This window comes from Saccharospirillum mangrovi (genome assembly GCF_003367315.1).
GTDB lineage: Bacteria > Pseudomonadota > Gammaproteobacteria > Pseudomonadales > Natronospirillaceae > Saccharospirillum > Saccharospirillum mangrovi.
Genome location: NZ_CP031415.1, coordinates 174,244 through 199,448 on the forward strand (window position 1 = coordinate 174,244; position 25,205 = coordinate 199,448).

The 25,205-nt window shown below is 57.7% G+C and carries 25 protein-coding genes; 17 read left to right on the forward strand and 8 right to left on the reverse strand.

Translation table 11 applies throughout. The features are described from left to right. Positions 1 to 4: 4 nt before the first annotated feature. The 6 genes from DW349_RS00875 to DW349_RS00900 all read left to right on the forward strand — a co-directional run bounded on the left by DW349_RS00875 (position 5) and on the right by DW349_RS00900 (position 7,008). Positions 5 to 2,269, forward strand: coding sequence for a chemotaxis protein CheA (locus tag DW349_RS00875; protein ID WP_108125797.1), 2,265 nt, complete (start codon positions 5 to 7; stop codon positions 2,267 to 2,269). A gap of 99 nt (positions 2,270 to 2,368) precedes the next feature. After that, positions 2,369 to 4,036 carry a methyl-accepting chemotaxis protein gene (locus DW349_RS00880; RefSeq protein WP_108125798.1) on the forward strand — a complete coding sequence of 556 codons (1,668 nt, stop codon included), beginning with the start codon at positions 2,369 to 2,371 and terminating at the stop codon, positions 4,034 to 4,036. 8 nt (positions 4,037 to 4,044) lie between these two features. Beyond that, positions 4,045 to 4,593: a chemotaxis protein CheW gene (locus DW349_RS00885; protein WP_108125799.1), complete on the forward strand. Its 549-nt coding sequence runs from the start codon at positions 4,045 to 4,047 to the stop codon at positions 4,591 to 4,593. A gap of 30 nt (positions 4,594 to 4,623) precedes the next feature. Next, the gene (locus DW349_RS00890; RefSeq protein ID WP_198650501.1) at positions 4,624 to 5,436 is read left to right on the forward strand and encodes a CheR family methyltransferase; all 813 of its coding nucleotides are present in this window, start codon (positions 4,624 to 4,626) and stop codon (positions 5,434 to 5,436) included. After that, positions 5,436 to 5,948, forward strand: a complete 513-nt coding sequence (locus DW349_RS00895) for a chemotaxis protein CheD (RefSeq protein WP_108125800.1) — start codon at positions 5,436 to 5,438, stop codon at positions 5,946 to 5,948. Before DW349_RS00890 ends, DW349_RS00895 begins: the two co-directional genes overlap by 1 nt. A gap of 43 nt (positions 5,949 to 5,991) precedes the next feature. Then, positions 5,992 to 7,008, forward strand: coding sequence for a protein-glutamate methylesterase/protein-glutamine glutaminase (locus tag DW349_RS00900; RefSeq protein ID WP_240316946.1), 1,017 nt, complete (start codon positions 5,992 to 5,994; stop codon positions 7,006 to 7,008). 13 nt (positions 7,009 to 7,021) lie between these two features. Here DW349_RS00900 and DW349_RS00905 read toward each other — a convergent pair whose 3' ends face one another. Next, positions 7,022 to 7,840, reverse strand: a complete 819-nt coding sequence (locus DW349_RS00905) for an ion transporter (RefSeq protein ID WP_108125802.1) — start codon at positions 7,838 to 7,840, stop codon at positions 7,022 to 7,024. Positions 7,841 to 7,922: 82 nt separating this feature from the next. Between DW349_RS00905 and DW349_RS00910 the strand changes: the two genes are divergently transcribed. The 8 genes from DW349_RS00910 (at position 7,923) to DW349_RS00945 (ending at position 16,649) form a co-directional block, all read left to right on the forward strand. Next, entirely contained in the window at positions 7,923 to 8,234 is a 312-nt protein-coding gene (locus DW349_RS00910; protein ID WP_108125803.1) for a putative signal transducing protein, read from the forward strand. 125 nt (positions 8,235 to 8,359) lie between these two features. Next, positions 8,360 to 10,219: an ABC transporter ATP-binding protein gene (locus DW349_RS00915; protein ID WP_108125804.1), complete on the forward strand. Its 1,860-nt coding sequence runs from the start codon at positions 8,360 to 8,362 to the stop codon at positions 10,217 to 10,219. A 61-nt stretch (positions 10,220 to 10,280) separates the two neighbouring features. Next, positions 10,281 to 11,408 (forward strand): heparan-alpha-glucosaminide N-acetyltransferase domain-containing protein, encoded by a 1,128-nt coding sequence (locus DW349_RS00920; RefSeq protein WP_232819328.1) that lies wholly within the window; start codon positions 10,281 to 10,283, stop codon positions 11,406 to 11,408. Continuing rightward, positions 11,369 to 12,439: a serine hydrolase gene (locus DW349_RS00925; protein ID WP_108125805.1), complete on the forward strand. Its 1,071-nt coding sequence runs from the start codon at positions 11,369 to 11,371 to the stop codon at positions 12,437 to 12,439. Before DW349_RS00920 ends, DW349_RS00925 begins: the two co-directional genes overlap by 40 nt. Positions 12,440 to 12,479: 40 nt before the next feature. After that, positions 12,480 to 13,277, forward strand: coding sequence for an acyl-CoA thioesterase (locus DW349_RS00930; RefSeq protein ID WP_108125806.1), 798 nt, complete (start codon positions 12,480 to 12,482; stop codon positions 13,275 to 13,277). 47 nt (positions 13,278 to 13,324) lie between these two features. Beyond that, entirely contained in the window at positions 13,325 to 14,356 is a 1,032-nt protein-coding gene (gene mgrA / locus DW349_RS00935) for an L-glyceraldehyde 3-phosphate reductase (RefSeq protein ID WP_108125807.1), read from the forward strand. A 47-nt stretch (positions 14,357 to 14,403) separates the two neighbouring features. Further along, entirely contained in the window at positions 14,404 to 15,243 is an 840-nt protein-coding gene (locus DW349_RS00940) for an AAA family ATPase (RefSeq protein WP_108125808.1), read from the forward strand. Positions 15,244 to 15,467: 224 nt separating this feature from the next. Beyond that, a complete protein-coding gene (locus DW349_RS00945; RefSeq protein ID WP_108125809.1) occupies positions 15,468 to 16,649 on the forward strand; it encodes a vWA domain-containing protein in 1,182 nt (393 codons plus the stop codon). On the opposite strand, the gene rutF is transcribed toward DW349_RS00945, so the two are convergent. The 6 genes from rutF to rutA are packed head-to-tail and all read right to left on the reverse strand — an operon-like array spanning position 16,650 to position 20,859. Beyond that, on the reverse strand, positions 16,650 to 17,171 hold the full coding sequence (gene rutF, locus DW349_RS00950) for an NADH-dependent FMN reductase RutF (protein ID WP_108125810.1): 522 nt from the start codon (positions 17,169 to 17,171) through the stop codon (positions 16,650 to 16,652). A gap of 29 nt (positions 17,172 to 17,200) precedes the next feature. Next, positions 17,201 to 17,791 carry a malonic semialdehyde reductase gene (locus DW349_RS00955; protein WP_108125811.1) on the reverse strand — a complete coding sequence of 197 codons (591 nt, stop codon included), beginning with the start codon at positions 17,789 to 17,791 and terminating at the stop codon, positions 17,201 to 17,203. An 8-nt stretch (positions 17,792 to 17,799) separates the two neighbouring features. After that, a complete protein-coding gene (gene rutD, locus DW349_RS00960; RefSeq protein WP_108125812.1) occupies positions 17,800 to 18,600 on the reverse strand; it encodes a pyrimidine utilization protein D in 801 nt (266 codons plus the stop codon). A gap of 17 nt (positions 18,601 to 18,617) precedes the next feature. Continuing rightward, a complete protein-coding gene (gene rutC / locus DW349_RS00965) occupies positions 18,618 to 18,998 on the reverse strand; it encodes a pyrimidine utilization protein C (protein WP_108125813.1) in 381 nt (126 codons plus the stop codon). Positions 18,999 to 19,012: 14 nt separating this feature from the next. After that, complete coding sequence (rutB, locus tag DW349_RS00970) at positions 19,013 to 19,771, reverse strand: pyrimidine utilization protein B (RefSeq protein WP_108125814.1); 759 nt, start codon at positions 19,769 to 19,771, stop codon at positions 19,013 to 19,015. Next, a complete protein-coding gene (gene rutA, locus DW349_RS00975) occupies positions 19,768 to 20,859 on the reverse strand; it encodes a pyrimidine utilization protein A (RefSeq protein ID WP_108125815.1) in 1,092 nt (363 codons plus the stop codon). The genes rutB and rutA overlap by 4 nt, the downstream gene beginning before the upstream one ends. A gap of 266 nt (positions 20,860 to 21,125) precedes the next feature. Between rutA and rutR the strand changes: the two genes are divergently transcribed. The 3 genes from rutR to DW349_RS00990 all read left to right on the forward strand — a co-directional run bounded on the left by rutR (position 21,126) and on the right by DW349_RS00990 (position 23,851). Next, positions 21,126 to 21,809: an HTH-type transcriptional regulator RutR gene (rutR, locus tag DW349_RS00980; protein WP_162824599.1), complete on the forward strand. Its 684-nt coding sequence runs from the start codon at positions 21,126 to 21,128 to the stop codon at positions 21,807 to 21,809. A 30-nt stretch (positions 21,810 to 21,839) separates the two neighbouring features. After that, on the forward strand, positions 21,840 to 22,688 hold the full coding sequence (locus DW349_RS00985; RefSeq protein WP_108125816.1) for a DMT family transporter: 849 nt from the start codon (positions 21,840 to 21,842) through the stop codon (positions 22,686 to 22,688). A gap of 101 nt (positions 22,689 to 22,789) precedes the next feature. Further along, positions 22,790 to 23,851: a phospholipase A gene (locus tag DW349_RS00990; protein ID WP_108125817.1), complete on the forward strand. Its 1,062-nt coding sequence runs from the start codon at positions 22,790 to 22,792 to the stop codon at positions 23,849 to 23,851. Between the two features lie 4 nt (positions 23,852 to 23,855). Here the strand turns inward: DW349_RS00990 and pepQ are convergent, their stop codons facing one another. After that, positions 23,856 to 25,160 carry a Xaa-Pro dipeptidase gene (pepQ, locus tag DW349_RS00995; protein WP_108125818.1) on the reverse strand — a complete coding sequence of 435 codons (1,305 nt, stop codon included), beginning with the start codon at positions 25,158 to 25,160 and terminating at the stop codon, positions 23,856 to 23,858. Between the last annotated feature and the right edge of the window lie 45 nt (positions 25,161 to 25,205).

Genomic DNA, 25,205 nt, shown 5'->3' on the forward strand with positions numbered 1-25,205 from the left:
TGTTGTGAATCTCGACTCAGCACTGCAAACCTATCTGGAAGAAAGCCGCGAGCTACTGGTTGATATCGATCAGGGATTGCTGGCGTTGGAAGCCGATGAAGGCGATACCGCCGAACATCTGAATGCCATTTTTCGCGCGGCGCACACGATCAAAGGGTCGGCTGGCCTGTTTGGGCTGAACGATATCGTCAGCTTCACTCACGTGGTCGAAAACGTGTTGGACCTGATGCGTGAAGGCAAGGTCACCATTCACAGCGATTTGATCAGCGCTTTGTTTCGTTGTCGCGACTGCCTGGCTGAGTTGGTCGAAACCGTTGTCGCGGCCGGCGAAAGCGAAGCCAGCAGTGAACTTAAGGCGCAATGCGACCAAGCCAATCAGGCGTTGAAAAAAGCGGCGGGTCTGAGCGATGAGGAAACGCCATCGGCGGTGGCGGCCGTTGAAGTAGAACCCCAGACCGAACTGTCGGATGAAGCCAATGGCGATAACCCGTTCAATGATTATCTGGTCGGTTTTTTTGGCGAGAATTTAGAATCAACACGGGCGCAAACACCGCGCTGGCATCTGTCTTTACGATTTGGCCCTAACTCTTTGCGTGACGGCATGGACCCTTTGTCGTTTTTACGCTTCCTGCAGACGTTGGGTGAAATAGAGAATGTCATCGTTGTCGATACCGATCTGCCTGCCATTGACGACTTCGATCCGGAAACGTTGTATCTGGGTTACGAGGTAGGGCTGTACAGCCAGGCCAGCAAAGAAGCGTTGGAAGACGTGTTCGAATTTGTCTGGGAAGACAGCCAGATTCACATTATCCCGCCCAAGAGTTTGTTGTCCGACTATATCCGTCTGATTAAGGAAGCGCCGGAAGCGGACCAGCGTCTGGGCGAAATTCTGGTCGCTTGCGGTTCACTGACGCAGCGCGAACTCGACGCCACCTTAGCCGCACAAAAAGCCATTTCCGAACAGGGTGGCAATGCCAGGCCGTTGGGTGAAATGTTGGTTGAGCAGGGTCACACGGCCAAGCCCGTGGTCGAAGCAGCGGTCGAGAAACAAACCGAAGTGCGCGAGAAAGTGGGCCGCGAACAACAGTCGATTCGGGTTGATGCGCGACGCCTGGACGAGTTGATCAATCTGGTCGGCGAATTGGTCACTCTCGGTGCCGGTGCGGTGCTGAATGCTCGCGCCAGCGGCGATGCCAATGTCATCGAGTCGATGAGCAACCTCACCGGCCTGGTTGAGGAAGTGCGCGAATCGGCGCTGCGTTTGCGCATGGTTCCGATCGGCAACACCTTCGAACGTTTCAAGCGCGTTGTGCGTGATTTGTCGATCGAATTGGACAAGCGTATCCAGTTGCGTCTGGAAGGTGGCGATACCGAACTTGATAAAACCGTCGTGGAAAAAATCAACGATCCATTGATGCATTTGGTGCGCAACGCCATCGACCACGGCATCGAACCGGAATCGCAACGGCTGGCTAATGGCAAGCCCGCTGAAGGCACGGTACGGCTTAACGCCTATCACGATTCGGGCAGCATCGTCATTGAAGTTTCAGATGACGGCGGCGGCTTAAATGCTGAGCGGATTCGCGCCAAAGCCGTAGAGAAAGGTCTGATTGCCGAAAGCCAGGTGCTGGAAGATCACGAACTCTACAACCTGATTTTCGAACCGGGATTTTCCACCGCAGAAAAAGTAACCAATGTTTCCGGCCGGGGTGTGGGCATGGACGTGGTGCGCAGCAATATCGAGGAGCTGGGCGGACGCATCCAGGTCGACAGCCGCGCCGGCAGCGGCTCGGTATTCCGCATTAATATGCCGCTGACATTAGCCATTATCGATGGCTTCCTGGTGCAGGTGGGTGAGTCGTATTTTGTCATCCCACTGGAATCGATTCTGGAATGTGTTGAGTTAGATCGCAGTCAGATTCAAGTGGAATCTAACCGCCGCTACATCAACCTTCGGGAAGAGGTACTGCCGTTTATTTCATTGCACGATTTATTTGGCATCAGCAGCCAAAAAATCGAACGGGAAAATATTGTGGTGGTGCGTTCGGGGCATCAGAAAGTGGGGCTGGTTGTTGATCAATTACATGGCGAATTCCAGACGGTTATTAAACCGCTGGGGCCGATATTCAATCAGCTCTCGGGCATCAGTGGCTCCACCATCATGGGTAATGGTGGTGTTGCACTGATCGTCGATGTTAACGCACTAATTTCGCGCGTGATCAGTCGTGAATACCAGACCGTATCCGGGCGACTGAAGGTTTATCAGTAAATAATAAAAATTTCGACACTTTGCTAATCAGTATACGGCAGGTGGCGTGCAAGCGCTGTGTCCAGGTGGACCCGGCATAATTCAGCAGAGGATGTTGTCATGCTTAAGAACCTAAAGATCGGCGTCAAATTGGGGCTGGGGTTCGGTATTGTAACCTTGCTACTTTTCGTGGTCGCCTTGATGGGAATTCGCTATATGGCGCAGATCAACGGCGAACTGGATTTGATCGCCAACGATCGCTATTCCAATACCGTCAACGCCAACGTCATGATGGACGTGACCAACAAAATCGCTCTTCGTTTGCGGCTGATGCCGTTTGTCAGTCTGTCGGAACGACACGCCATGGTAGACGAGATTCGCGAGCTTCAAGGCGAGTCAGTGGCCGAATTTGAAGATATGAAAAGCCGAGTCATTACCGAGAACGGCTTGCGGTTGATGAGCGAAATCACCACGACCCGCGCCGCCTTTGTGCGTGAAGTCGATGTGTTTTTGAATCTGATCATGCAAAGCGACGAAAACCCGCAGGCCATTCGTCACATGACAGGGCCACTGCTTAGTACCTTCAACACCTACGATCTGGCGCTGGATGAAATGATTGCTCACCAGGATCGTCTGCTGAAGGCGAACGAAGCCAATGCCAAAGAAGCCTATAGTGTGGCTCGGTTGCTGATGATCCTGCTGACGGTGGTGGCGGTTCTGATGTCGCTGGGTCTGGCCTGGGTTATTACTCGCGGTATTACCTTGCCGGTCGGGCGCGCCCGAGACGCCATGGATAAGTTGGCGGATGGCGATTTGACGGTCTCGCTTGATTACGATGCCAAAGACGAAGTCGGCCAGCTGTTGAACGGCATGCGCGCCATGGTGGCTCAGTTGCGTCAGATCATTGGTGATGTCAGTGGTTCGGCTGAGGCGCTGGCATCGGCCTCGGAAGAAGTGTCGTCCACCGCTCAGAGCCTGAGTCAGGGTTCCAGTGAACAAGCGTCCAGCGTTGAAGAAGCCACCTCCTCGATTGAAGAGATGTCGGCGTCCATTCGCCAGAATACCGAAAACGCCCGGGTGACCGACGACATGGCATCCAAGGCTGCACGCGAAGCCGAAGAAGGTGGCAAGGCTGTCGGTGAAACCGTGGCGGCGATGAAGTCCATTGCCGCGAAGATCGGCATCATCGATGACATTGCCTACCAGACCAACCTGCTGGCGTTGAACGCAGCCATCGAAGCCGCCCGGGCCGGTGATCACGGCAAGGGGTTTGCGGTGGTGGCGGCCGAAGTTCGCAAATTGGCTGAACGCAGCCAGGTGGCCGCTCAGGAAATCAGTGAAGTGGCCGGTAGCAGCGTTCAGTTGGCTGAGCGGGCCGGTCAATTGCTGGATGAAATTGTGCCGTCCATTCAGAAAACGTCTGATCTGGTGCAGGAAATCAGCGCCGCTTCAGAAGAGCAAAGCACGGGCGCGTTGCAGATTAACGACGCCATGGAGCAGCTCAACAGCGTGACTCAACAAAGTGCGTCGTCATCCGAGGAATTGGCTGCAACCGCTGAAGAAATGAGCAGCCAGGCAGAACAGCTGCAACGGTTGATGACCTTCTTCCGTCTTGACGAAAGCCTGTTGGGTGACGAGGACGAAACTCCCAGCAAGGCCGCCGTATTGCCAGCCAAACAGCGAGCGCGTGCAACTCATTCGGCAACCGCTGTAAAACCGGCAGCCAAGCGTTCGGCGGCGGCATCGGTTAAGGAAAGCGTTGACGAGTCTGACTACGTCAGATTCTAGGAGGTCGCATGAATTTTCCGGTCACTCAAAGCGACACCAAACAGCGCACGGATCAATCCGATGCGAAAACGTCGGGTCAATATCTGACGTTTCAATTGAGCCAGGAAATGTTCGCCATCAACATCCTGCGCATTAAGGAAATTCTGGAGTATGGCGGGCTGAGCAAGGTTCCGATGATGCCGCCGTTTATCCGCGGCGTGATCAACCTGCGCGGTGCCGTGGTGCCGGTGATCGACTTGAAAGTGCGCTTTGGCGGTACGGTCAATCAGGCCACCAAGCGCAGCTGCATTGTCATCATCGAAATCACCAATGAAGATCGCAGCCATGACATTGGCATCATGGTGGATTCGGTCTCGGAAGTGTTGGAAATTCCAGCCTCCGAAATCGAGCCGCCGCCCTCCTTCGGCGCTCATATTCGTGCCGATTTCATGGCCGCTATGGGCAAGGTGGATGGCGAGTTCGTCATCATTCTGGATGTCGATTCCGTGTTGTCTACTCAGGAACTGGCCTTGGTCGGTGACATGCCGGCGCTCAATGGCTCGGCTGATACCGAGTGAAGGTTCAGAGCCTGATATGAGGGAGCTGTCTTGCAACCGGTTCTATCTGTAGAAGAATTCCGGCTGTTTGTGCGCTTTATGTACGAAGCGGCCGGTATTCATTTACCTGAAGCCAAGCTGACGCTGGTGAGCGGTCGTTTGTTGAAACGTTTGAAGTTACTGGGCCTGGAAACCTATCAGGCCTATTACGATTACGTGGCGCCGCGCACCAGCGACCCTCAGCAACATTCCGAGCGGCAGATGGCTATTGATCTGCTGACCACCAACGAAACCTATTTTTACCGCGAACCGGCGCATTTCGATTTTGTGCGTAAGAGTTTTTTAACCGGGCTGAAAACGTCTGAAATTCGTTGCTGGAGTGCGGCCTGTTCTTCCGGTGAAGAAGCTTACACCCTGGCGATGGTTCTGGCTGAACACAGCCCGGTGGAGCGTTGGCGTATTGATGGCACCGATGTCAGTTCGCGCATGGTCGAAGCCGCGCGTCGGGCGGTTTATCCGATGTCCCGGGCGCAACGGTTGCCGGAGCATTATTTAAAACGTTATTGCCTGAAAGGGATTAATAACGGCGCTGGAACGCTGTTGATTGATCGGCCACTGCGTCAGCGAGTGAATTTTCAACATGGCAATCTGTTGGAAATTCAGATTGAGCCAGCCGCCTACGATCTGATTTTTCTGCGTAATGTCATGATTTATTTTGATCGCGACACCAAAGCACGCATCTTGACGCGGTTACGCCAATGCCTGAAACCGAATGGCTATTTGCTGGTGGGTCATTCCGAGAGTTTGTTCGGTTTGGCCGACGGTTATCAGATGGTGCACCCCTCCGTTTATCGAGCACAGTGATGTTGAAACGCTACAAGGACACGGATGCACCAGTGGTGTTCCTCTCGCCGGGGGATATCTGGTTTGGCGGCGGCCATAAAGTGGTGCGTACGCTGTTGGGATCCTGTATCTCCATTACCTTGTGGAACCGGGCACACGGGCTTGGTGGTATGTGTCATTACTTGCTGCCCGAGCAGTGCGATAAACCCCATCGCCATTTGGATCGGCCGGGCTATTACGGCTCGCAGGCGCTGGCCTATTTCGAGCGCGAGGCCAATCTGCTGGGGCTGTCGGTGAGTTCGTTTCAGGCGAAGATTTTTGGCGGCGGCAATATGTTCTACGGCATTGAACGTAAGGCGGGCTCGGTCAACATTTCGGCGCGCAATATTGAGTGGGCCAGGCAGGCGTTGGCGCAACGCAATGTCAAAGTGGTGGCTGAGGATGTGGGTGGGCATGTGCACCGCACGCTCTTTATGGAAATGTGGTCTGGCGATGTCTGGGTTCGGCAGGGCGACGCGCCTAAAAGCCATTAACAGGAAGAAATAAGACGTGGGCCAGACGATAAAAGTTTTGATCGTGGACGATTCAGCGGTCGTCAGACAGGTGTTAACCGGCCTGTTTAATGACACGCCAGGGTTCAGTGTGTTGGCGGCGGTATCGGACCCGGTGTTTGCCGAGCAACGCATGCAGCAAAGCTGGCCGGATGTGATCGTGCTGGATGTGGAAATGCCACGCATGGATGGCATTACCTTCCTCAAGCAACTGATGGCAAAACGACCGGTGCCGGTGGTGATCTGTTCATCGCTGACCGAAAGCGGCAGCGCCACCGCCATGGAAGCCATGGCCGCTGGCGCAGTCAGCATTGTTACCAAGCCCAAACTGGGGCTGAAGAAATTCCTCGAAGACGATAGCGGCGACATTCTGCAAGCGGTTCGCGGTGCGGCCCAGGCGCGGCTGTCCAACATCATGCCGGTGCCGGAGCGTTTGCCGGTGGTGCCTCAGGCCACTGGCGCCATGGTTACCACGACTGATCGGGTGGTGGTGATTGGCACCTCGACCGGAGGCACCCAGGCATTGGAGCGCATTTTCCGAGTGTTGCCGGCGACTGCGCCGGGCATTGCCGTGGTGCAACACATGCCCGAGCGCTTCACCGCGCAATTCGCCGAGCGGCTCGACAAACTCTGCGCCATGCGCGTTAAAGAGGCGGAAGATGGCGACCGGATATTGCCCGGCCAGGTGTTGATCGCACCCGGCGGCCGACATCTGCGTATGTTGCGCAGCGGTGCGCAGTATCGGGTCGAGGTGTTTGATGGGCCTTTGGTCAGTCGCCATCGGCCGTCCGTCGATGTGCTGTTTCGTTCAGCGGCGCGCTGGGCCGGTCGTAACGCTACGGGTATTTTGCTGACCGGAATGGGCGATGACGGCGCCCGTGGTCTTAAAGAAATGCGCGACGCCGGTGCCCGGACTCTGGTGCAGGACGAAGCCAGCAGCGTGGTGTTCGGTATGCCCAAAGAAGCGTTGGCAATGGGCGCGTCGGATCGCGCCATCCCGCTTGATGCGGTGCCGGCAGAGATTATGCGGGTGCTGGTTTAGCCGGCAAGCGGGTTTAATCGCGACGCTGTAACTGCTGCTGAATCTGCTCCAACTGCGCCTGCATCTGCCGCAACTGCCCGGACATATCCTGACGTTCCTGTTGCGCCTGCTGACGGCTGTCGGCTTCCTGCTCGGCCTGCATCACTTCCAGAATGGCACCGACCATCATGTTCAGAAACACGAAGGCGGTGAGGAAGATAAAGGTCAGATAATAAATCCAGCTGAGCGGATGCACTTCCATGGTTTCGTACATCACGTCGGTCCAGTCTTCAAAGGTGGCGACGCGGAACAGCGTCAGCATGGAAATCGATACATCGCCCCACAGCGTTTCGTTGATGCGATGAAAAAACAGCGAACCGACGGCGCCGTAAATATAAAAAATCACAAACATCAGCAGCGCGATGTAACCCATGCGCGGAATGGCTTTGAGCAAGGCGTTGATCAGGGAACGCAGCTCGGGCACTACCGATACCAGACGCAACACCCGGAACACCCGCAGCAAGCGGCCGAGTAAAATAACGTCGGCGTTGTCGAGCGGAATCAGACTGCCGATCACCACCAGCGAATCGAATAAATTCCAGCCGTCGAGGAAGAAGCGTTTGCGATTGTCGTGCGCCAGAAAACGCAACAGAATTTCCGCCAGGAAAAACAGCGTGATGGCGTTGTCGAGTACCGACAGACTGTGTTCAACCACCGCCGGAATGTCGTAGGTTTTGGCGCCGATGGTCAGCGCCGACAAGATAATGATGGCAATGACCACGCCCTGAAACAGCGAACTGGATTCGATGCGTTTCAGCCGGGCGGCGACGTTTTTAGGGGCCGAGGACGTCATGCTTGTCTCCACTAAGTTGCCGGCGGAGTTTACCCCGACTGAGGCTTTTGCACAGCCGCCACAACTGAACTAAAAATAAGCCATGAAACTGGTTTTTACCCATCCGCATCATTTCGCCGTAGCCAACGTGCGCAATCAGTTGGCGCAGCGCGGTATTGCCTGCGAACTGCGCAACGAATTCGCCGCTGGCGCGCTGGGCGAACTGGCGCCGATTGATGTCTGGCCCGAGCTTTGGGTGTTGGACGATCGTGACTACGACATCGCCCAACGCTGGATCGAAGCCGACCAGACCCAGGCCAACGGCCGCGATTGGTATTGCGGCCAGTGTGGCGAACTCAACGCCGCCAGTTTCGACCATTGCTGGGCCTGCCAGCGCGAGCGCCGGCTGGACTGAGGTCTGTCACCCCAAGCTGCCAGTTGGGCGTTAAGAAAGTCGGCAGAATGTGACGAATGAGGGCGGTTGCTGACCGGCTTTTGGGCTATCCTTGGCGGCCCTGTCGTTGGTCACCCGAGGACTGCATGCTCGCCTTTTTTGAACGTCTGATTCCCGCTTTTCCGCCCGAAGAACCCATTCAACCGCCCGCAACCCTGATGGCGTTTTTGCGCCACTACACACGCGGCATGGGCCCGACGCTGTTGTTGATGTCGGTGCTGACGGCGACGCTGGCGATTTTGGAAGTCCAGTTGTTTGGCTTTCTCGGCCAATTAGTCGATTGGCTGGCCGATCACGATCGCGCCACTTTTTTGCAACAGGAAGGCGGCCGTTTGCTGATCATGGCGCTGATCACGCTGGTCGCCTTGCCGCTGGTGGTGTTGATGCAAACCACGGTGATTCACCAGGCGTTATTGGGTAATTTCCCGATGGCGATTCGCTGGATGGCGCACCGCTATCTGCTCAAACAAAGCCTCGGTTTTTATCAGAACGATTTCGCCGGCCGCATCGCCACCAAGGTGTTGCAAACGTCGCTGGCGGCACGCGAATCGGTGATGAAAACGCTCGATGTCATGGTTTATGTGCTGGTCTATTTCAGCACCATGGCGGTGATGCTGGTGCGCGCCGATGTCCGGTTGCTGGTGCCGTTGGCGCTGTGGTTTTGCTGCTACGTCGGCGTGATGGCGTTTTTTGTGCCCAGGCTGCGCAAAGTGTCCACCTTACAGGCCGATGCGCGTGCGGCCATGACCGGCCGCATTGTCGACAGTTACACCAACATCGCGACGGTGAAATTGTTTTCCCATTCCGCCCGCGAAGCCGACTACGCCAAGTCCGGCATGGGCGGATTTCTGGACACGGTTTATCGGCAGATGCGCTTGGTCACCGGCTTTAATTTCAGCGTCAGCCTGCTGAATTATTTGCTGGTGTTTTCGGTGGCGGCGTTGTGCATTGCTTTGTGGATGGGCGAGGCGGTCACCGTCGGCGCTATGGCGATTGCCGTGGGCCTGGCGTTGCGTCTGAACGGCCAGGCGCAGTGGATTATGTGGGAAGTCGGTGCCTTGTTTGAAAACATCGGCACCGTGTCGGACGGCATCACCACGCTGTCGAAACCGCATGAAATTGTTGACCGCGATGGCGCGCCGGAAATCACCGTGCCGCACGGCGAGATTCAATTCGACGCCGTTAAATTTCACTACGGCAAAGACAAAGGCGTTTTCGAGGAACTGAATTTAGTCATCAAGCCGGGCGAGAAAATCGGTCTGGTGGGTCGCAGTGGTGCCGGTAAATCGACGCTGGTGAATTTGCTGCTGCGTTTTCACGATGTTGAAGGCGGCGCCATTCGGATCGATGGGCAGGATTTGCGCGAGGTCACGCAGGAAAGTCTGCGCGCCAACATCGGCATGGTGACGCAGGATACCTCGCTGCTGCACCGCTCGGTGCGCGAAAACATTCTCTACGGCCGGCCCGATGCCAGTGAGGACATGCTGCTGGCGGCTACGCGTCAGGCCGAGGCGCACGAGTTTATTCAGGGGTTGACCGATCCGTACGGCAACACCGCTTACGATGCGCAGGTTGGTGAGCGCGGCGTGAAGTTATCCGGCGGGCAACGGCAGCGCATCGCCATCGCCCGGGTGTTGCTGAAAAACGCGCCGATTCTGATTCTCGACGAAGCCACTTCGGCGCTGGATTCGGAAGTCGAAGCCGCCATTCAGCACAGCCTGAATACTTTGATGGCGGGTAAAACGGTGATCGCCATTGCGCATCGGCTATCGACCATCGCGTCGATGGATCGGTTGATCGTTATGGATCAGGGCTGCATCGTCGAGCAGGGCACGCACGCCGAATTAATCGCCAGCGGCGGCATCTATGCCCAGTTGTGGGCGCACCAGACCGGCGGTTTTTTGGGGCTGGATGCCGAGATGGTGGCGGAAACTGAGACACCATAGATGGTTCCGGCACGGCGCCTTGAGGTAAGTTGGCGGCTGTTGTTTCGCTGAGGATGTTGCCGTGACGTTGTCTTCCGGCGCCACCGCCCCTTTGAACCTGAATGCCCGCCCGGCCACCACGCCGTTGACCGGCCGCATCGACGCCATCGACCTGGCGCGCGGTGTGGCCGTTGGGTTGATGATTCTGAGCCACGGCATCAAAGGTCTGCTCGATTTCGATCAGTTCGCGCCCTGGGGCATTGTGCCGCTGCACCTGATCACCAAGTTTTCCTCCTCGCTGTTTATTCTGGTGTTCGGCATCGCCCTCGGTGCCGCCTTTCTGCCGCGCGTCGGCACCGCCGACTGGCCGCGTTACCGACTCAAACTCTTCCTCACCGGTTTCAAAGTTCTGTTCTGGTACAAGGTGCTGACGGTGGTGGAGCTGTTCGCCACCGTTGATCCGTCGTTAATCGTCGGCGCGTTGTTGTACGAGCTGTTTCCGTCCTTTGTCGAAGTACTGGGCTTCTACGCCATTGCGTTGCTCTGGGTGCCGTTCTTTTTGTCGCTGTGGGCGCAGATGCCACTGTGGCTGCGCTTGCTCAGCCCGGTGTTGATGGTGGTGGCCGCCGAATCGCTGCGCGCCTGGAATGGCATTCACAGCCTGCCGCTCAAAGCCATTCTGATCGAAGACGAAGGCGTTTATACCTGGGGCCAACTGACTCGCGGGCCGCTGGTGCTGGTCGGGCTGTTGATTGGCGAAGGCCTGCGCGTCAGCCAGGAAAACTGGCGCTTGCGGCTGCGCTTAATCGCCACCTTGGGCGGGGTGTCCGTGGTCTGCGCTCTGGTGTTCGTTGCGCTGGCCTGGCCGAATTTTCAACGCACCTTTTATAACCTGGCGTACAACGTCGGCAAGCACCCGCCGCAAGCGACCTTTATGGCGTTCAGTCTGGCCGGTGCCTTTGCCATTCTGGCGCTGTCGTTGTTTGGTGGTCGGGCGCTGGCGTTGCTGTTGCGGCCGGTCAGCATCATCGGCAGCAACTCGTTGCAGGCGTTTATTTTTCACATCGTGGTGATCTTTGTCGGTTTCCGTTTCCTGCTCGGTCTCGACGATACGATCAGCTACGGCCAGGCCTTGACGCTCACTCTTGGACTCATTGTTGCCACTGCCTTATGGATCAAATTGATCGACCTTTTCCGTCGTTATTCCTAACGCTCCTCGTTGTTGTTGTCTGCCTCGCGCCCGGTCGGGCGCTGTCTGCCGAAGGCGCGAGCTGGACGACGTCACTCAACGCCCGCCTGCTGCAAATCGACGCCGACTTTCCCGGCGAGTTGGGCGTCTATGTGAAGGATTTACGCACTGGCGAATCCGTCGGTCTGCGCGAAATGGAGCCCTGGTATCTGGCATCGACGGTCAAAATCGCCGTCGCCATTACCTTGCTGGAAGCCGTCGATGCGGGTCAGTTGACGCTGGATCAGCGCGTTGAATTGCAGCCGTTGGATTACGTCGATGGTGCTGGCGACACCAATCGGCTGACGCCCGGCACCGATGTCAGCGTGCGTTATCTGTTTGAACAAATGCTGATCCACAGCGACAACACCGCCACCGATGTGCTGCTGCGTTTGCTCGGCACCGATGCGGTGAATGTGCAGGTGGCGCGCAGCGTCGGTTTCGGTGTCGGCCGCATCACCACCTTGGCGGATGTGCGCCGCTACGCCTACAGTGAATTTCACCCCAGTGCGATGTCGCTGACGCCGCGCGGTTTCTTTGCCATCAAAGGCGCTGGCGAAGGCGATGCGCGGGTGGATGCGCTGGCCGAGGTATTGAACATGAACCGGGCCGACTTCTATGTGCCGGATCTGGACGCCGCCTTCGAGCGTTATTACGCCACCGGTTTGAACTCGGCACCTTTGGATCAATACAGCGGTCTGCTGGAATCGGTGGCGCGCGGCGAGGTGCTGAGTCCGGCCAGTGGAGCCTTGTTATTGGCGACGCTGACGCGGGTCGAAACCGGGGTCCAGCGCGTTAAAGCCGGCTTGCCCGCCTCGGTACGCTTTGCGCATAAAACCGGCACTCAACACCGCCGCGCTTGTGACATGGGCATCGCCATTCCCACCGGCCGGGTACCGGCGGAAGGCGTCTTGATCGCGGTCTGCGCCCGCGGCAGTGACGACCTGGCCGCCGCCGAAGCCGCGATGCGTGCACTGGGGGATGCCGTCACGGAGTCGGGTGTGCTTCACTGAACGGCCCCTACCCACCGATTACCATTAAGGAAACCCCTCAATGACGCTTGATGAATTATTGGCGGCAGCGCTCGCCTGTGGCACCCAAGGCCAGGTGTCGGTACCCGACAGCTGGGGCCAGGGTCGATCCGTGCTCGGCGGCCTGTCGGCGGCGATGGCCTTTGCCATACTGCGCGAACAGATACCGGCGCAACGGCCGTTGCGGGCGCTGAGTGTCAGCTTCGTTGGCCCGCTGGCGACCGAGCAGGACTTCGGTTTTCAGACGCAGGTGCTGCGCTCGGGTAAAAACGTCACTCAGGCCGAGGCGAAAATTGTTCAGGGCGGCCAGGTGTGCGTCGCCCTGCTGGCAAGTTTTGGCGATGCCCGCGACAGCGTAACCGGCGTAACAGCGACCGACGCCATACCGTTCGACATGCCCGCCAAGCCGAATTTTCTCCCCCACATTCCCGGCGTCACACCGCAGTTTTTTCAGCACCTGGACATGACCATGCTCGACGGCGGCTTCCCGTTCAGTGGCAGCAAAACATCGCACGAAGGCGGCTTTATGCGCTTCAAAGCCGCGCCCAAAATCTGGACCGAAGCGCACCTGATCGCGCTGATCGACACCTGGCCGCCCACGCTGCTGCAACAACTGAAAAAACCGGCGCCCGCCAGCACCCTGACCTGGAACCTGGAATTCTTGCACCCACACCGGCCAGTGGCATCCGACGCCTGGTTTGCGTACCGCTCGATCACTCGTCAGGCCGGCGAAGGCTACGGCCACACCGACGCCAACGTCTGGGACGAGCACGGCGAACTGATCGTACTCAGTCGCCAAACCATCACCGTCTTTGCCTGATCTGTTAGGCTGTCAGCCGACTTTTATCTGCGGAGCACAACAACACCATGACTTATACCGCTGCGGAAAACCGCTACGAATCGATGCTCTACAACCGCTGCGGCCGCAGCGGCTTGAAACTGCCGGCCATCTCACTCGGCCTGTGGCACAACTTTGGCGACAACGTACCCTTCGACAACGCCCAGGCGATCTGTCGCCGCGCCTTCGACCTGGGCATTACCCATTTCGATCTGGCGAATAATTACGGCCCACCGCCGGGTTCAGCCGAACGCAATTTCGGCCAGATTTTGAAAACCGATTTCGCGCCCTACCGCGACGAATTGGTGATCTCCACCAAAGCCGGTTACGACATGTGGCCCGGCCCGTACGGCAGTTGGGGCAGCCGCAAATACTTGTTGGCGAGTCTCGACCAAAGTCTGGAACGGATGGGGCTGGATTATGTCGATATTTTCTATTCGCACCGCGTCGACCCGGACACCCCGCTGGAAGAAACCATGCAAGCGCTCGACAGCGCCGTGCGCCAGGGCAAAGCGTTGTACGTTGGCATCTCTTCCTACGGCCCGGAAAAAACCCGCCAGGCCGCCGCCATTCTGAAAGACCTCGGCACGCCCTGCCTGATTCATCAGCCGAGCTATTCCATGCTCAACCGCTGGATCGAAAATGAAGGTTTGCTGCCGGTGCTCGAAGACGAAGGCATCGGCTGCATTGCGTTTTCGGTGTTGGCGCAAGGCATGCTGTCGGGCAAATACCTGAACGGCATTCCCGAAGGCAGCCGCGCCACCGCGAATTCATCGCTGAACCCGGCGCTGATCAGCGACGACAATATTGCCAAAATTCGTGGCCTCAACGACATCGCCCAAGCGCGCGGCCAGACGCTGCCACAAATGGCGATAGCCTGGGCGCTGCGCAACCCAGGCGTCACCACCGCCCTGATCGGCGCCAGCAAAGTCGCGCAAATCGACGATTGTGTGAAGGCGTTGGACAAGCTCGAATTCAGCGCAGATGAATTGGCGAAAATCGATCAGCTCGCCACCGACGGCGGCATTAATTTGTGGGCGGAATCGAGTGGGCGCGGTTAACGCGCACCACTCGAATTGCTGACACCCAACCATTTTGGGGTTTGTTTATGTCCGGTTTTGAAAGTTCCGACCGTTACATCGCCAGCGATGAGTTACGCCTCGCGGTAAACGCGGCCATCACATTGGAACGCCCGCTGTTAGTGAAAGGCGAACCCGGCACCGGCAAGACGATGCTGGCCGAAGAAATCGCCGCTGGTTTGGGCATGCCGCTGGTGCAATGGCATATTAAATCGACCACGCGCGCGCAGCAGGGTTTGTACGAATACGATGCGGTGTCGCGCTTGCGCGACAGCCAGTTGGGCGATGACCGGGTGCACGATATTCGTCACTACATTAAGCCGGGCAAACTTTGGGAAGCCTTTACCGGCGAGCAGCGCGCGGTGTTGTTGATCGACGAAATCGATAAAGCCGACATCGAATTTCCCAACGATCTTTTAGTCGAACTCGACCGCATGGAATTCCATGTCTATGAAACCGGCGAGACGATTAAAGCGACTCAACGGCCGGTGGTAATCATCACCTCGAATAACGAAAAAGAACTGCCGGATGCGTTTCTGCGGCGCTGCTTTTTCCATTACATCCAATTCCCCGATGCCGAAACATTGAAGGCGATTGTTGAAGTGCATTTCCCCAACATCGAAGCGGAATTGATGCACGATGCGCTGGAAGTCTTTTTCGAGGTGCGTGACGTTCCAGGTTTGAAAAAACGGCCCTCGACTTCGGAATTGATCGATTGGCTGAAACTTCTGGTCAGTGATCGTCTGGCGGCGCAGGCGTTAAAAGGCGGTGATATTCGCGAAGCCTTGCCGCCACTTTATGGCGCGCTGCTGAAAAACGAAGCCGATGTGCACATGCTTGAGCGGTTGGCGTTTATGAGTCGGCGTTAGTTTTGGAGGCTGGTGGGGGTGCTCAGTGGTTGTGGTGAGATCCCGGATATCGCTGACGCGATTACGCTGGGCCGGCACACCGGGATGACGATTTGTGTCTTTGCTAAGTAGTAACTTTCAAGCACAACAATAGACTTGTCATCCCGGAATCGCGCTAGCGATATCCGGGATCTCGCCAATCGCAGTTCACGAACCAATGCCGCCTGTCTGGAAGGTACTAGTTCATGCTGATCCGTTTCTTCTCCACGCTGCGCCAACACGGGCTCAAGGTCACGCCGAAAGAATTGCTGGTGTTGATTGAAGCCATGCAAGCCAACCTGGCGGGCTTTGATCTGGACGATTTTTATCAACTGGCGCGGCTGACGTTGATCAAAGACGAAACCCAATACGATCGCTTCGACCGCGCCTTTACGCATTTCGCCGAAGGCCTGGAGGCGTTGCCGAATCCGTTTGGCGATGAGGTGCCGGACGATTGGTTGCGGCTGGAATTGCAGCGGCAATTCAGCGCCGAGGAACGCGCAGCGATTGAAGCAATGGGTGGCATTGAGGCTTTGATGCAGGCGTTGGAAGAACGCCTGAACGAACAGCGCGAACGGCACCAGGGCGGCAACCGTTGGATTGGTACTGGCGGTTCCAGCCCGTTCGGCCATGGCGGTTATAACCCGGAAGGCGTGCGTGTTGGCGGTGCTGGCGGGCAGCGCGGGGCGGTGAAACTGTGGCAGCAGCGGCAGTACAAAAATCTCGATGACAGCGTTGAACTGGGCACGCGCAATTTGAAAATGGCGCTGCGTAAATTGCGACGTTTTGCGCGCACCGGCGCGCAGCAGGAATTGGCGCTGGACGACACCATTCGTTCAACGGCGCGCAACGCCGGTCTGCTTGACATCAAATTGCGCGCCGAACGCCACAACGCCGTGAAGGTGTTGTTGTTTGTCGATATTGGCGGATCGATGGACGAGCACGTGCAGGTGTGTGAAGCCTTATTCAGTGCTTGCCGTTCTGAATTCAAACAACTGAAGCATTTTTATTTTCACAATTTTATTTACGACCATGTCTGGACTGATAACAAACTGAACCGTCAGGCCGTGACATCGTTGGATGAGATTCTGCGTACCTACGGACCGGACTACAAAGTCATCTTCGTTGGTGATGCGGCCATGGCGCCATACGAAATTGCCGCCGCTTACGGCAGCATCGACTTTATGAATGTGGAACCGGGCGAGGCCAGTTTTGGTCGGCTGGCGCAGCACTTTCAACGGCTGGTGTGGCTGAATCCGTTTCCGGAACGGTTTTGGGGCCACACTCAAAGCATTGGCATGGTGCGTGAGTTGTGCGCCGAGCGGATGTTTCCGCTCAGCGTTAATGGATTAGACGCAGCCATTGCCAGTCTGCAAGGGCGGCGCTGATTACAGCCTGTTCAAACCCGCGTAACCGCGATCGAAATACACCAGGCCGTCTTTGCTGCTCGGTGCGGTTACCGACAACACTTCGCAAAACAGCGTGTCGTGCGTGCCCAGGCTGACGCGTTTGACGATGCGGCAGTCAAAACTCACCAAGGCGTTTTCCAGTATCGGCGCACCGCTGTCGCCCAGTTGCCAGGCGGCCGCTGCAAAGCGTTCGTCCATGTCGGTTTTACCGCCAAACAGATTCGATAACGCCATCTGATCGGCAGTCAGGGTGTTGACGCACAACGCCTGGTTGGCGTCGAACATAGGGAACGCCGAGGCGCTGCGATTCAGACACACCAACAAGGTTGGTGGCTGGTCGCTGACGCTGCACACGGCGGTGGCGGTGAAGCCAGCGCGCCCGCCGGGGCCATCGGTGGTGACGATGTTCACCGCTGCGGCCAGACCCGACATAGCATCGCGGTAGCTTTGAGAGTTCAGCTCGGGTGTTATTTCAGTCGCAGCAGCGGCAGGCGCGTTCATGGCGTTCTCCTTTCCTTTCTTGATTCGTTTCAGCAGAAATCGCAGACGTCGTCGATGCTCAGACGCGGCAGGCGATCGTGCAGTTTTTCCGGTTGGCCGTAGCCGAGGTTGATCAGGAAATTCACGGTCCAGTCGCGGCCATCAAGAAATTCGGCTTTGACTTTGGCGGCATCGAAACCGGACATCGGGCCGGCATCCAGACCCAGCGAGCGCGCTGCCATAATCAGATAGGCCGCTTGCAGCGAGCCGTTACGCAGTGCGGTTTGTTGGGCGAAGGCTTCGTTGCCGGTGAACCAGGAACGGGCGTCGGTGTGCGGAAACAACGTCGGCAGATGCTCGTAGAACTGGTTGTCGTAAGCGGCGATCACGGTGACCGGCGCTTTCATGGTTTTTTCCATATTGCCCGCCGACATTGCCGGCTTCAGGCGCTCTTTGCCTTCGGGCGTGCGCACGAAAATAAACCGCGCCGGGCTACAGTTGGCCGAGGTCGGGCCGAACTTGGTCAATTCGTAGAGTTCTTTCAGCACGCTGTCGGCAATGGGTTTGTCTTGCCAGTAGCTGTAGGTGCGCGCTTCGGTGAACAGTTGTTTCAGGGCAGCGGAATCGATGGAGCTGGACATAACAATCCTTAGGTAACGTTAAACGGAAGCACGGAAAATCGGGTCAAATGTTCAACAAGCAAGGTGTTGGTTTGTTCCGCCTGGGTAACGCTGCTGGCATGGCCGCCGAATTCGAGCATTGCCAGGCGGGCACGCGGCAGCCGTTGTTCCAGTTGTTGCGAGCAGGTCCAGGGCACCAGCAGGTCGTCGCGATTGGCGATTAACAGCGTCGGCGCTTCGATCTGCGCCAGCTCGGCGTCGCTCATCGCAAAACCCTGTACCGCCTCCAGGCGACGACGCAGATTGTCGGGCGGCGGGAAATGCGACAACACCTGCTGGTCTTCCCCGGCCAGTTCGGCGGCGTGCTGGTGTATCCAGGTTGGTGGATACAAAAACAGCGCCTGGGCTTCCACGTAGGCCGCCGGGCCAATGTGATCGAGCAATTGCCGGCGCACCGAAAAACAACGCTGGGTGTGCGGGCTGAGTTGGTGCCAGCCGTTGATAATCACCAACGAGCGCAGGCGCTGCGGTTGCTGCAACGCCATGGTCAGACCGATGTGGCCGCCCAGGGCGTGGCCGATCAGATGGCAATCATCAACGCCTACGGCATCTAACGCTTCGAACAACTCCTGCGCCATGTCGGCGATGCGGTAGCCGGCCGGCAAGTCTGCCGGGCTGCGGCCGGTGCCTAACTGGTCGTACAACACCACGCGATAATGCGGCGTCAGCGCAGCCAACTGCGGTTGCCAAAAACGCGCCGAACCACCGAGACCGGAGCTGAGCACCACGGTGTGTTCTGCGTTTAACTGACCGACCACTTCCACGTGCATGCGAAACGTCCGTGCGGTTACAGGTGCGCGATGCTGGCGATTTCGACCAGCGCCTCGGGTTTCACCAGGCCGCACTGAATGCAGTAGCGCGCCGGTTTTTCACCCGCGAAGAATTCCGCGTACACCTTGTTGACGGCGCCGTAGTCGGCCCAGTCTTTAACGAAAATCATGTTGAAGACGACGTCGTCCATGGTGCCGCCGGCGGTTTCCACCACGCCTTTGATGGTGGTCAGCACATGGCGGGTCTGGGCTTCGGCATCGCCGACGTGAACGACGTTGTTGTCTTTGTCGAACGGCAAGGTGCCGGATACATACAGCACGTTGTTGGCCACGGTGCCGGGAACAAAGGGCGCGATGGGGACGCCGGTACCGGCGGGAATCACAGCTTTCTTAGGCATGGCAGTTTCCTCGTTCAGACAGTGGCGGCAGTCGCCGGTTGGGTGGATTCGGTGGCAAAGGTGTCGCAGAAGGTTGTTACGTCCGACACCCAGCCAAAGAAGGTTTCGATGTTGTACAGCGAGGCCGCCTGGATCGAATCCGGCCCGGCCTGGTGCGTAGCGTCGGCCAGCACCACGCCAAAATATTCCAGGAAGAAACCGTCGCGCAGCGTCGATTCCACACAGACGTTGGTGGCGATGCCGGTGAACACCAGATTGCGAATGCCACGCGCGCGCAGCAGAGAATCCAGCGGGGTGTTGTAGAAACCGCTGTAACGGGTTTTGCCCAGCACCAGATCGCTCGGTTCGGGTTTCAGTGCATCCACCAGTTGGTAATCCCAACCGCCGCGCGACAACAAAGTGCCCGCCAGTTCCGGTTGGCGACGCATGGTTTTCAGCGCGTTCGATTTGTACCAGTTGGGCGAGCCGGGGCCGCCGGCTTCGCGGTATTCCGGGTCCCAGCCGTTCTGGAAAAACACCACTGGCATGCCCGCGCTGCGTGCGGTTTTCAGCACCTTGTTGATGTTGGCGATCACCGGGCCGGTGTGTGACACATCAAAACCGGCGCGGTCGAGATAGCCGTCTTTGCTGGCGTAGGCGTTCTGCATGTCGATGACGATGACTGCCGTTTCGCTCGCCTTCAGTTGAATCGGCTCCGGCTTGGCGACGAGCGTGATGGCGTCTTCGCCGCTGCTGCTTAACGCATAGCCGCTGACGTTGGCGTCGATGCTCATGCCGTGGCCTCCGCTGCGACGTCGATGTGTTCGCGGCACTTCATCAACGGTTGAATGCGCTGGCCGAACAGTTCGACTCCTTTAACAAAATCGTCGAACGTCAGCATCACGCCTTCGGTACCGGGCACCTCGGCAATTTCATCGAGCATGGCAGCGACGGTCTCAAAAGAGCCGACCAGCGTGCCCATGTTGATGTTCACCGCCGACGTCGGGTCGGCCATCTGGCGTACGTTGGTGTCGCCTTTGGATTTGGTGTCGGCCGCGCCCTGAACGCCGAGCCAGGCGACGGCTTCTTCATCGACGCCTTCTTTATAGAACTCCCACTTGGCGCGTGCGGCTTCGTCGGTTTCGTCGGCGATGATCATAAACAGCGGGCAGGCTTTAACGTCGCGGCCGGTTTCTTCGGTGGCTTTGAGCAGGCGCTCGGCGGTGGGTGCGAAGGCCGTCGGGGTGTTTACGCCTTTACCGAAACAGAAGGCGTAATTGGCGTATTTGGCGGTGAAGGCGAGGCCGGCGTCACTCTGGCCGGCGCAGATGATTTGCAGCGGGCCTTTGGGTTTCGGGCTGACGCGGCAATCGTCCATCTGGAAGTAATCGCCTTTCAGGTCGCTGCGGCCGGTCTGCCACAGTTCGGTGAGAATTTCGGCGTACTCGGTTAAGTAGTCGTAGCGGTAGGCGAAGAATTCGTCGCCCGGCCACAAGCCCATTTGCGAGTATTCAGGTTTCTGCCAGCCGGTCACCAGATTAATGCCGAAGCGGCCGTTGGAAATGGAATCGATGGTCGAGGCCATGCGCGCGGCAATGGCCGGCGGCACCGTTAAAGTGGCAGCGGTGGCAAACAGTTGAATCTTGCTGGTCACAGCGGCGAGGCCGGCCATCAGCGTGAAGGATTCCAGGTTGTGGTCCCAGAACTCGGTTTCACCGCCAAAGCCGCGCAGCTTGATCATCGACAGCGCGAAATCGAAACCGTAGTGCTCGGCGCGCTGGGTGATGGTTTTGTTCAGTTCGAAGCTCGGCATGTATTGCGGCGCGTTTTTGGAAATCAGCCAGCCGTTGTTGCCGATGGGAATGAATACACCCACTTTCATCTGTTGCGTCCTCGTCTGGGCGCCGTTCGAATCTGGCGCAGTTGGGCTAGCACATTGCAGAAAGTCGGCCAATTCTGATTTATTGATACAAATCAATTGGTTAGAAAATAAGCGCAAAAATAATCGGACCAAATGGTCTAGTTTAGAGCACATGGTTTGTGCACGCAGACGCGCGACGAACCACGGCGGTGCAGCAATCGCGGTGCTGGCCGGGTGTTGGGGTGTCGGTGCTAGAATGGGCGCGCTGAAAATGGCAGGAGACGGAGTTGAACGACAAAACCCGCTTGGCGTCGGCCGAAGTTGCCAACCGCTCCAAGCGCACCCCGACCCCGGCGTCGCTGAAGCGTCGTCAACGCAATCAGGAAAAGAAACGCGCGGCGATTCTGGAAGCCTCGTTACGCACCTTTTCGCAGTTCGGTCTGCACGGTGCCAGCCTCGATCAAATCGCGGCGGAAGCGGACGTCTCCAAAACCAATTTGCTGTATTACTTTCCCACCAAAGAAGCGCTTTATGTGCAGGTGATGCGCGAATTACTCAGCCTGTGGCTGATGCCGTTGAGCGGTTTTAATGAAGATCAGAATCCGCTCGAAGCGCTGCGCGAATACATTCGCATCAAGCTGGAATTTTCCCGCGATAACCCGGCCGAATCGCGCCTGTTCTGCATGGAAATTCTGCAAGGCGCGCCGCTGTTGCTGGCCGAGTTGCAGCAGCCGTTGCACGACCGGGTGCAAGCGAAAGTCGCGGTAATTCAAAGCTGGATCGACAGCGGCAAACTCAAACCCATCGATCCGTATCATCTGATTTTTTCCATCTGGGCGACGACGCAGCACTACGCCGATTTTCGTGTGCAGATTGAAGCCGTGGCCGGCCGCACGCTCGACGATCCGGATTTCTTCGCCGACACCCTGCGCAATTTGCAGGCGCTGTTGGTCGACAGTCTGAAGCCGTGATGTTTGATGTTTTATAAGTCGGAAAATTAAATGTCCCTCGCTGGATTTTTACTCGTCTTCTGCGCGGCGCTGTGCCACGCCTTCTGGAATTTTCTGCTCAAACGCATCAACGGTGATGCCAGCCTGACCTGGCTGTTTTCGGCGCTGACGGTGGTGATTTATTTGCCGCTGGCGATTTATTTCGCCTGGGACTGGCGCGGCTGGGGTTGGCTAGAAATCGGTTTTATTGTCGGCAGTGCGGTAATTCACATCGGTTATTTTCTGTTGTTGCAACAGGGATACCGGGTCGGCGATTTGTCGGTCGTTTATCCCACCGCCCGCGCTACCGGCCCGCTGATTTCCACCGTCCTCGCGGTGCTGTTGTTTGGTGAACATCTGAACCACTGGATGGCGGCGGGTATCGCGCTCATTTTGATTGGCGTGCTGAATTTGAGTCGCAAACCCGGCAGCGCTTCGCGCCCGACAATGGCGTCAATGGGCTTTGGCGTGTTGGTGGGTTTGTTGATCGGCACTTACACCCTGTGGGATGCCCACGCAGTAGCGGCCTTGATGATTCCGCCGTTGCTGCTCGATTACGGTTCCAACATCGTGCGCTCTGTGTTGTTGACGCCCTTGGCGATTAAGCGTTGGCCGACGGTGAAACTGGTGTGGCAACAACATCGCTGGAAAGTGTTGGGCATCGCCTTGTTCAGTCCTTTGGCCTACATCCTGGTGCTGACCGCCATGACATTCACGCCGCTGGTGTACGTCGCTCCCACGCGTGAAATCAGCGTGTTGTTCAGTGTCTTGCTCGGCTCATTGTTGTTGGACGAAGGCTATTTGCGCCATCGGCTGAAGTGGGCGCTGGTGATGCTGTTTGGCGTTGTTATCTTGTTGTAAAGCCGGCCGTTGACCGCTCAGTTCGTGCGCTGTGTCGGTCATCGCCAGCGGCAGTCTGTTATGGTGCCGGCCACAGCAAGCATCGAAAAGTGAGTGTGAACATGCGAAACCGCCTCGGCTGGGCGTTAGCAGCGGGGTTATTGGCGTTAGTACCGTCGGTTATGGCGGAAAACATTCCGGCTGAGCCGACCGACTCCGAAAAGCAGGCGAGCGAGGAAACCGAACGCCTGACCGCCTACGAAGCCTGTTTGATCCGGTTGACGCAAAGCGCGTCCAATATTCTCAGCGCCGGTAACGTGCGTAACTTTTGCGCGCGTGAAGTGCGTCAGCAGGGTTTGCCAGCGGGAACCCGCGAAACGCCATTGCAGGAACGCCGCGAAATGGAGCGGCTGGTGTTGAACAATCCGTTCAGTTTGTTGCCGCACCGACCCAACTATTTAATGCCGCTGAATTATTCCGATTTCCGTGACGATTCGTACCTGGCACCGGGCGAAGGCGATTTGCAGCCGGTCGAAATTCAGTTCCAGTTGAGCCTGAAAGTGATTGTGGTCGATGGCTTGATCGGCCGTCACGGCAACCTCGCCTTTGCCTACACCGGCAAGTCGTTCTGGCAGGCGTATAACTTCGATCTGTCGTCGCCGTTTAGGGAAACCAATCACGAGCCGGAATTGATTGTGACCTTCGAAAACGACACGCAATTTCTGGGCTTTCGCAACGTGTCGAATTCAGTCGGTTTGAATCACGAATCCAACGGCCGCAGCGGTGAAGATTCGCGCAGTTGGAATCGGGTGGTGTTTCAGACGCAGTGGGAGCGCGAGCGTATGCACGTGGCGTTGCGCCCCTGGTTGCGCATTCCGGCACCGGAAGAACGCTACGAAGGCGACCCGTTAGGCGACGATAACCCGGACATTCTGGAGTACCTCGGCCATTTTGATCTGACGGTGGGTTACGTCGGCGAATACAACAGCTTCTGGCTGACCGGGCGCAACAACCTCGATCTCGATCACAACCGTGGTGCCATCGACGCCGGTTGGACCTTTCCGCTGTCCGACCACGTGCGTGGCCGGGTGCATTATTTCGATGGCTTCGGCGAAAGCCTGATCGATTACAACAAGCGCTCACGCACGATCGGTCTTGGCTTCCAATTCAGCGGCTGGCTGTAAGCCATCAGGCCGCAGCGAAGGCTTCGCGCGTCAGGTTGCGCATACCGCTTTCAGTGACGACCACGTTGTCTTCAATGCGCACGCCGCCCCAGGGTTGCAGCTCGGCGATGGCGCTTTCGTTCAGGCCCGCCGCTGCGCCCTGCTCTGCGCGCAGTCGATCCAGCAGCATCGGAATGAGGTACAACCCCGGTTCGATGGTCAGCACCATGCCCGGCTGGAGCGTGCGCGTCAGTCGCAAAAACGGCGCGGTGCTGCTCGGCGCCAGCGTGCCGGCGCGATCCTGTTGATGGCCGCCGGCGTCGTGCACCTGCAAGCCGAGTAAATGGCCCAGGCCGTGTGGGAAAAACGCCTGCGGAACCTGGCGCTGAAGTTGTTCTTCAACGTTAAGACGACACAAATCCAAGTCTTTCAGAATGCCCGCGACGCCAACCACGGCCTGCTGATGCAGTTCGGCCATCGGCACGCCCGGGCGCACCGCAGCGCACAGTTGTTGCTCGAAGCCTTCCATTGCCGCCAGCAATTCATCGAACAGGGCCGAGCCCTGGCCGTGGGTTCGGGTGATGTCGCTGGCGTAACCGCCCACCTGCGCGCCGGCGTCGATCAACAGGCTGCGGTGCTGAGTCGGTCTGGTGAACTGGCGACGCTCGTAATGCAAGGTCGCCGCGCCTTCGTTCAGCGCGATGATGCCGGGGTATGGCTCCTGGCTTTCCAGTTGCTGGCTGGCACCGAGAAAGGCGGCGTAGATCTCGGCTTCGCTGGCGCCGGCTAAAAAGGCATCGCGAGCGGCGTGGTGGCCGGGTACGGCTTTCACACTGGCAAGCCACAGTTGTTCGACTTCGAAATCGGTCTTGCAGGCACGGTCAAACGCCAGGTCTGAGCGCAGCTTGGCCGGGTTAATCTCAACTGTCGCGGTTGTGTTTTGCAGCGCGGGCAGTGTCGGCCCGACCCAGGCGAGGCGGCCGGGCAGCGTTGCCAGCCAGTCGTTGTGATCGGCGGCGTGCAATTGCCAGTGTTTGGTCCAGTCGCCGCTGGGTGCCGTCGGCGTGATGTGCCAGAAGTCCGCCTGCGCCGGCCAGAACAGTTGCGGTTTTTCACCCGGACGAATGACCAGACACGTGCCGGGCGTGATCGCCTCGGGCAGCCATTGCTGAGCGAACGCACCGGCGTGATAGGGGTAGGCGTGATCGTCATCGCGCACCTTTTCGGCGACACCGGCGCTGACCACAACGGCGTCGAAACCGCAGCGTTCGAGAGTGGCCTGATAGCGGTGCATTAAGGTGTCGAGGTGGGCGCGATACAGATCGGTCATGGCGGACTCCGCAAAATAAGACAGTCGGATAGGGGCGAAAACGGC